The following is an 8,100-nucleotide window of genomic DNA, read 5'->3' on the forward strand; positions in this document are numbered from 1 at the left end:
CTACGTCACGAGTGCCACGCCGGCTCGGACCTCGGCCAGTTCCCTCAGGTGGCGTCGCGTGGGCTCATCCGTCGAGTAGATGGCCACGCCGCGCATCCCTCGTGTGAGCAGCACCTTGTAGACGTTGCGAACCAGGCGGTCGAAGTCCTCGTCGCTGACCCGCTTGGCGTTGCGGAAGTCCGGGTCCCGGTTCGCCCGGCGCACGGAGACCCAGCGTCCGTCGCGCCAGACGAGATCCGACCCGATGATGACGCCGGCGTAGTCGTACTCGAAGCCCTGCGCGGTGTAGACGCAGCCGACCTGGGCGAAGCCGGCCGGGTCCGTGGCCCACAACGCGGCGGCCGGTGCCCCACCGATCGACCGGTCACCCTTGAGATTCCACGGCCGTCGCCAGTCACCGATCTGCACGTCCGGCACCAAGCTGCCGTCGGGACGGGGGTCGCTCCAGGGCCAACAGTAGCCGGCAGCCATCCGCGCACCGTAGCCCTCCCGGTGCCTGGCCTCCAGATAGGCCTCCATGGCCCCAGGGGAGTCGACCACGTGCACCTCGAAGTGGGGGTCACCGACCCACGGGGTGGGGCCGCCCGGTTCCAGCCCGAGGAGCGACGTGACCCACCGGACATACTCCTCGGAGCCGCCACAGCGGAACTGGTCGTTCAGGTCGATCTTGCAGACCTCCATCCCCCGCGCGGCCGCGTGGGCCTCGATGTCCTGGACCGTGCCCTGCTCACCCGGTCGGACCACCTGGTACTCGTCCAGGAGGAAGACCGGCACCCGCGCGGCGTCGAGCAGCTCCTCGACCTGCGGTCGCCCCGTCCGGAACTCCGCCTTCGTCCACCGGTTCGCCGAGGTCTCGCGGATGCGATGGGCCTCGTCGAGGATGAGGGCGTCGAGCTCGTTGGCCTCGACTGCCATGAACGAGTTGAAGTACTGGAACAGCTTCTGCACCCGGCGCGCCCGTCTCCCGGCCACTTTGCGGAGCGTCTGCGTGAAGGAGCGGGAACCGGTCGCGTGCATCACGCTCCGCCCCTGCCGGGACAGCTCCCCCAACAGCGAGAGCGCGATGACACTCTTGCCGCTCCCGGGACCACCGGAGACGATGACCGCGGTCTTGGTGTTGGCCCGCCGCGCCCGTTCGACGGCATGGAGGACGTAGTGGTACGCGTCGCGCTGTTCGTCCAGCAGCGTGAACAGCTCCCGCTGCTGGACCTCCTCCGCGGCCACGGCGAGGAGCTGCTTCGACGATGCGATGCGGCTGGCGAGGAGGTGGTCGGCATACCGGGCGCCACTCTCCCCCGGCGCGAAGCGGGTCCGGAGGTACTGCTGGAACTCCCCCCGGCGCTGCCCGGTGAAGACACGGCTCGTGGGAGTCGACGGAAGGGCGAACAGGTCCTGGACACCGGCATCCGTGGCGTTGTGCAGGTAGGCGACGCCGGCCAGCGAGGTCGGGACGTCGGCCAGCACGGCAGTGAAGTCGAGGAGGTAGTCGCAGTAGTCCTGCACCTGCAGCGCGGGGTGGGTGACCGGCCGCCAGCCGTACTGCTCGAGACGCACGAGCGCGTCGCTGTCCTCGAACTGCTCGGCATGCGACCACTGCTTGAGCTCCACCACGAGGTATGACGGGCCGCCGGCAGGATGCTGCCCCACCAGGACGACGTCGGCGCGCTTGCTGGTGAGCGGAAGCTGGTACTCCACCAGCATCTCCACGTCGTCCAGACCGGCCGCCAGCAGATCGGCGCGAAGCGCCGGGATGCTGCGCTGCCAGGACAACTTCTCGGCAGCGGAAGGACGTCGACCGGTGCGGATCTGCAGCTCCTCGGACAGGAGATCGGCGAGGTGCTGCTCGACAGCCGAGAACCCCCGGACCGATTGCCGGTACAACGTCACAGGTCAGCACCCCAGGCAGCACGAATCTCCTCGTGCGGGTGGGGGCATGTCCTGGAGCGGAAGCCCGTCGGGCCGCGATTACGGTGCCGACTGTATCTGCCGCGTCAGCCGGTTGCCCGACCACCTCAACCGGCAGGCAGACCGGTATGCCGTGCGGACGGCTCCGAGGATCCTTCCGGAAGTCGTCGCGGCAGGATCATGACGTGCACGGGGTCCTCGGTGTCGGGCAGCCACTCGGGGCGGAACCGTCCGATCTCCACCCAGCCCCGGCTGAGGTACAGGTTGACCGGCTCGAGGTGACCGGCCACGACGTCGAGGCACGGCGCTCCCCCGTCGAGCAGCGCCTGCCCGGTCGCCCGGGCGAGCAACGCCGAACCGATGCCGCGACGCGGGAGGCGGCGGTCGGCATACAGCACGCTGATGCAGCGCAACCGGTCGACGGGCACGCCGTGCGCGCCCGCCCACAGGTGCCCCAGCTCGTCGCCGGCCACGGACTGCAGAGCCACGTGGCCGACGACCGCGCCGTCCCACTCGGCGACCCACGCCTCGAGCTCGGTGGGCCGCTGCAGAAAGCGCTCCGGTGACCGACGCGGGGGCCAGTGGAACGGATACTGCGTCTGCGCCTGCTGCCGAGCGAGGATGTCCAGCAGCTCGGGGATGTCGTCCTCCCGGCGGGGACGGGTGAGCACGGGCACGGCGGCGAGTCTAGGGCCGAGCAGGTTGCCGCGATGCTGCCCCCACAGCACCTAGACTCGCGGGCGAGGACGTGAGGGCGATGCGGTGCAGGCGCGTAGCGACGCTGGTGGCCACGGCTGCCCTGCTGGCGGCGTGCTCGAGCGCGGGACCAGGCTCCCGGACCGCCTCCACCTCGGCGTCTCCGCCGCACGTCTCCGCAAGCACGGGGGTCTCCGGCACCCCGTCCACCTCGGGCACCGCGTCCGTGCCCGCGCCCACCACCGCTGCGGGCGGTGACTGGACCACCTACCACCATGATGCGGCGCGCAGCGGCCTCGCGCCGGACGCGGCGCCTGCGGCTGGCCTGTCGGTGGCGTGGCGCGCCCATCTCGACGGCGCGGTCTACGGCGAGCCCCTCGTCCTCGGCGACCGCGTCCTCGTGGCCACCGAGAACGACTCCATCTACAGCCTCGACCGGCGCACCGGCCACACCGAGTGGCGCACGCACGTGGGCACGCCCGTGCCGCTGTCGGCGTTGCCCTGCGGCAACATCGATCCTCTCGGCATCACCGGGACGCCGGTGATCGACCGGGCGACGCGCCGCCTGTTCGCCGTGGCCGAGACCACGGGCTACCGCCACGTCCTCGTGGGCGTCGACGTCGACAGCGGCCGCGTCCTGCAGCGTCGCGACCTGCCCACCCCGGGCGGGCAGCCGCGATTCCAGCAGCAGCGGCCGGCGCTGACCCTGGCCCACGGCCGGGTGTACACCGCCTTCGGCGGACTGTTCGGCGACTGTGGCCACTACCTCGGGTCGGTGGTCGGGGCGCCCGTCACCGGCCGGGGGCCACTGGTGACCTACCGGGTGCCGGCCAGCAACAACGCGGCGATCTGGGCCACCGGCGGGCCGGTGCTCACCCCGGACGGCGACCTGCTCGTGTCCGTCGGCAACGGCGCGGCCACCTCCCGGTCAGCGGGGTATGACGGCAGCGACTCGGTGCTCAAGCTCACCCCCCAGCTCCGGCGGGAAGGCTTCTTTGCGCCGAGCACGTGGCCGCTGGACAACGCGGCGGACCTCGACCTCGGTTCGCTGACGCCGGCACTCACCGGAAACGGGCGGGTGCTGATCGCCGGGAAGCGCGGCACGGCATACCTGTTGTCCCTGCAGCACCTGGGTGGGGTGGGCGGGGAACTCACCTCGGCACCGCTGTGCCGCGGCTTCGGGACGCCGGCGCACCACGGCGACGTCGTGTACCTGCCCTGCGTGGACGGCGGGCTCGCCGCCGTCGACGTCTCCGGTGACCGCATCAACGTGCTGTGGCGCGGCCCGTCCGACGGCAACGGCAGTCCGGTCATCGGCGCCGGCACCGTCTGGGTGGCCGGCTGGGACAGCGGCACGCTCTATGCGCTCGACGAGCGGACCGGCGCGGTGCAGCACCAGATCACGGTTGCCGACGCGTTGCCGCACTTCGTCTCGCCCAGCCTGTCCGGCAACCTCGTGCTGCTCGGGACGACCGACGGTGTGGTGGCGGTGACCAGCTCCGGCCAGCACACCGTCGACCGCTGAGCTCGGACGCCGGGGTCAGTGCGGCTCGTGCCGCGTCAGTGCGCTTCGGCGCCGACCTCCTCCGCCTCGACCTCGGCCGCCGCCACCGACTCATCGATGTGCTCCTGCACGCGGTCCGCGCTGAGGCGGGACCACTGCGCGAGGGCGTAGATCAGGACCGAGAAGACGAACAGGACCGGGATCGACCAGCCGAAGGTGAGCCAGCCTCGTCCGCCACCGTAGTCGCCGACGTAGGACACGATGGTGAGGCCGGCGAGCCACGGGAGGTACCACACGGCGCCGGAACCCAATTCCATGCGCGGGGTGTCCTTGCGCAGCTGGAAGAAGCCGAGCAGGACCAGGCCCAGCAGCACCGCCACCATCAGCTTCCACACCGTCGTCCAGCCGGACCAGATCACGATGAGGTTGGAGGAGAAGAACGCCAGCACCGGGATGACGTGGCCGCCAGGGACGCGGAACGGCCGGTGCTGGTCCGGGATCTGCTTGCGCATCGCGGAGAGCACCAGCGGGCCGGAAGCAAAGGACATGACCGTCGCCGAGGTGATGAACCCGACGAGCTGCTGCCAGCTGGGGAACGGCAGGAACACGATCAACCCGACGATGAACGCCACGAACAGGCTGACCATCGGCACACCGCGGTTCGTGGTCTTGGCCAGGGATCGGGGAGCGTTGCCGTTCTTGCCCATGGCGTAAGAGATGCGGGCCGTGGTCGTGGTGTAGATGAAGCCAGTGTCACCCGGCGAGGCGATCGCGTCGATGTAGAGGAGCACGGCCAACCAGCCCAGTCCCAGCAGGGAGGCAAGCGCGGCCAGCGGACCGAAGTCGTTCTTGAAGGTGAGGTCCGCCCAGGACCCGCTCTTGGCGAGGATGCTCGGGTCCAGGCCACCGATGAACGCGACCTGCAGCGCCACGTAGATGACGCCGGTGATCAGCACCGAGCCGACCACGGCGAGGGGGACGTTGCGCTTCGGGTTGTCGGTCTCCCCCGCGAGTTCGATCCCTTGGCGGAAGCCGAGGTAGGAGAAGACGATCCCGGAGGTCGCGATCGCAGTGAAGACGCCGTGCCAGCCCTCGGGCTTGAACCCCATCGAGGTGAAGTTGGACCCGTGGAACGCCGCGGCGAAGAACGCCACGATGACCAGGACGATGATGAACAGCTTCCACCACACCAGGACGTTGTTCACCCGAGCGAACCACTTGACCCCGAAGTAGTTGATGACCACGAAGACCGCCATGAGCGCCACCGCAGTGCCGTAGCCGAGACCGGTCAGCGTGTGCACGATCTCACCGCCGACCGTGTGCTGGCGGGTGAAGGGCGCGTACTTGGTCGCGTACTGCAGCACCGCCTCCACCTCGATGGGGGCGGTGGTGACGACGGCCACCCACGTGATCCAGCCGGTGAGGTAGCTGGCGAACGAGCCGTAGGACATGTGCGGGAACCGCACCACGCCGCCGGACAGCGGGAACATGGTGCCCAGCTCGGCATACACGAGCGCAATCAGCAGGATCATGATCGCGCCGATGGGCCACGAGATGATCGCCGCCGGTCCGGCCTGCCGGGCCGCGTTGAGCGCGCCGAACAGCCAGCCGGAGCCGATGATCGAGCCGACGCTCGCGAAGAGCAGTCCGGTGCGGCCGACGTGTCTGCGCAGATTGCGCGAATCAGATGAGCCATTCGGGCCGTTCGGTCCCGATGAAGCCTGCCGTGTCGAAGTGGCCATGAGGGCTCCCTCCAAGGGTGGGGACGTTCTGCAACCTACTCCCGGCCCCCCGTGGTCGCCGGATCAGCAGCGTCACACGCGTGTCGACCATGGGCCACGACCAGGTGCGGGCAGGCAGTGACGTTTGCCCCACGTTCTCCGGGGTAGGCGACCACGGGACGGCTCCACGCCGACGGGTGGAGGACACTACCAAACTGCGGCGCGGGACCGAATGGAGGTTGCCATGTCGTCGAATACGCCGCCGGCCCCTCGCCCGGACGACCCTCACCCGACGGACTCCGGCTCCCGCCCGCGCATCCGTGCGGTGAACCGGGTGTGGTACGTGCTGCTGCTGCTGCCGTTCGCCGCGACGCTCGTGCCGCCCTTCTACGCTCGGCTCCAGCCGTCGGTCGGCGGCTGGCCGTTCTTCTACTGGTGGCAATTTGCGTGGATCATCATCACCGCTGCGCTGCTGGCCCTCGTCTACCACCTCACCACCGAGCACGTGCCGCGGAGGGAGGGCCCGGAGCCGGTGGACGCCGTTGCCGGTGATCCGCCCCAGAGTGGCGGGCGACGCGGCAGGCACCGGCGCCCGCGCGGTCTGGGCCGCGGAGCGACCGGCGACGGGGAGGACGAGATCTGATGCCCAGCTCGATCCAGCCGATCCAGCTCGGTGTCTTCGCGGTCATCTTCGTCGGCGTCGCCCTCGTCGGTGTGTTCGCACTGCACTGGCGCAAGGCGGAGTCGCTCAACAACCTCGACGAGTGGGGCCTCGGCGGCCGCAACTTCGGCGGCATCATCACGTGGTTCCTGCTCGGTGGCGACCTCTACACCGCCTACACGTTCATCGCCGTGCCCGCCCTGGTCTACGGAGTCGGCCAACTCGGCTTCTTCACCGTGCCCTACACGATCGTGCTCTACCCGTTCGCGTTCGTCGTGATGCCGCGGCTGTGGTCCGCGGCCCACCGGCACGGCTACGTCACCCCCGCCGACTTCGTCCGCGGTCGCTACGGGTCCAACCTGCTCGCACTCGTCATCGCCGTCACCGGAATCATCTCGGTCATCCCCTACGTCGCCTTGCAGCTCTACGGCATCCGCGTGGTCTTCACGGCCATGGGACTGGCTTCCACCTCCTTCGGCACCGCCCTCCCGCTGGGTCTCGCCTTCGCCATCCTGGCCATCTACACCTTCAACTCGGGACTGCGCGCGCCGGCGCTGACCGCGTTCCTCAAGGACGGGCTGATCTACGCGGTCGTCATCGTCGCCGTCATCTACATCCCGTTGCGGATCGGCGGCTACGCCCCGGTGTTCAACGCTGCCTCCAGGGCGATGGCCAGCAAGCCGGCCTCGGCCAAGGCAGCCTTCATCACGCCGCCTGCGGCCTACAGTCCCTATGCGACGCTGGCCTTCGGCTCGGCGCTGGCGCTGTTCATGTATCCGCACAACGTCACTGGCGTGCTCGCCGCGAAGACCCGGAACACGGTGCGGCGCAACATGGCTGCGCTGCCGGCGTACACGTTGTTGCTCGGGTTCATCGCACTGCTCGGCTACATGGCCTACGCGGTCGGCATCCACGTGAGCAACAACAACCTCGCCCTCCCCCGGCTGTTCCAAGTGATGTTCCCCGACTGGTTCGTCGGAATCGCCTTCGCCGCCATCGGGATCGGTGCGCTGGTCCCCGCCGCCATCATGGCCATCGCCGCGGCGAACCTGTTCTCCCGCAACATCTGGCTCGCCTACGTCAACCGCGACTCGTCCGCCCGGGTGCAGACCTGGCTGGCCAAGATCGTGTCGGTCTGCATCGCCGCGCTGGCACTGGTGTTCATCCTGTCGATCAAGACGACCTTCATCCTCAACTTCCAGCTGCTCGGCGGGGTCTGGATCCTGCAGACCTTCCCCGCGATCGTCTTCGGGCTCTACACCCGCTGGTTCCACCGTTGGTCGCTGGTGCTCGCCTGGGCCGCCGGGATCGGCACCGGCACCGCCATGGCTGCGTCGAACGCGTTCGCGAGCTCGGTCTATGCCGTGCACCTCGGCCCGTTGCAGTTCTCCGCGTATGCCGGGCTGATCGCCCTGGCCGTGAACATCCTCGTGCTGCTCGTGCTCGACCCGCTCGTCAAGCTGGCCCACCTCCCCGCAGGGGTGGACGAGACCCGCGCCGACGACTACGAAGCGGATCGATCGCCAGCCGAGTCCGCCGCTCCACGTCCTGCAGCAGCCGGGCCGGAGGCCGCATAGTGAGGCCATGACGGACCTCAACGACTTCACCAACCT

Annotated in this window: 6 protein-coding genes; 3 read left to right on the forward strand and 3 right to left on the reverse strand. The window is 69.5% G+C overall.

Translation table 11 applies throughout. The annotated features are described in order from the left end of the window. Window positions 1–1,887, reverse strand: coding sequence for a DUF2075 domain-containing protein (locus VFL99_RS13530; RefSeq protein WP_325106895.1), 1,887 nt, complete (start codon window positions 1,885–1,887; stop codon window positions 1–3). Window positions 1,888–2,012: 125 nt separating this feature from the next. Continuing rightward, entirely contained in the window at window positions 2,013–2,582 is a 570-nt protein-coding gene (locus tag VFL99_RS13535; RefSeq protein ID WP_325106896.1) for a GNAT family N-acetyltransferase, read from the reverse strand. A 245-nt stretch (window positions 2,583–2,827) separates the two neighbouring features. Between VFL99_RS13535 and VFL99_RS13540 the strand changes: the two genes are divergently transcribed. Next, window positions 2,828–4,126, forward strand: a complete 1,299-nt coding sequence (locus tag VFL99_RS13540; RefSeq protein ID WP_325106897.1) for an outer membrane protein assembly factor BamB family protein — start codon at window positions 2,828–2,830, stop codon at window positions 4,124–4,126. A 35-nt stretch (window positions 4,127–4,161) separates the two neighbouring features. Here VFL99_RS13540 and VFL99_RS13545 read toward each other — a convergent pair whose 3' ends face one another. Next, window positions 4,162–5,847, reverse strand: a complete 1,686-nt coding sequence (locus tag VFL99_RS13545; RefSeq protein WP_325106898.1) for an APC family permease — start codon at window positions 5,845–5,847, stop codon at window positions 4,162–4,164. Window positions 5,848–6,070: 223 nt separating this feature from the next. Here VFL99_RS13545 and VFL99_RS13550 point away from each other — a divergent pair, with 223 nt between their 5' ends. Then, window positions 6,071–6,469 (forward strand): DUF3311 domain-containing protein, encoded by a 399-nt coding sequence (locus tag VFL99_RS13550; protein ID WP_325106899.1) that lies wholly within the window; start codon window positions 6,071–6,073, stop codon window positions 6,467–6,469. Beyond that, window positions 6,469–8,064 carry a monocarboxylate uptake permease MctP gene (mctP, locus tag VFL99_RS13555; protein ID WP_325106900.1) on the forward strand — a complete coding sequence of 532 codons (1,596 nt, stop codon included), beginning with the start codon at window positions 6,469–6,471 and terminating at the stop codon, window positions 8,062–8,064. Before VFL99_RS13550 ends, mctP begins: the two co-directional genes overlap by 1 nt. Window positions 8,065–8,100: the final 36 nt, after the last annotated feature.

The organism is Segeticoccus sp. (genome assembly GCF_035708005.1).

Coding starts and splice junctions, on each gene's coding strand:
- VFL99_RS13545 (WP_325106898.1), bottom strand. CDS start 5,847: ATGGCCACTTCGACACGGCAGGCTTCATCGGGACCGAACGGCCCGAAT.
- VFL99_RS13550 (WP_325106899.1), top strand. CDS start 6,071: ATGTCGTCGAATACGCCGCCGGCCCCTCGCCCGGACGACCCTCACCCG.
- mctP (WP_325106900.1), top strand. CDS start 6,469: ATGCCCAGCTCGATCCAGCCGATCCAGCTCGGTGTCTTCGCGGTCATC.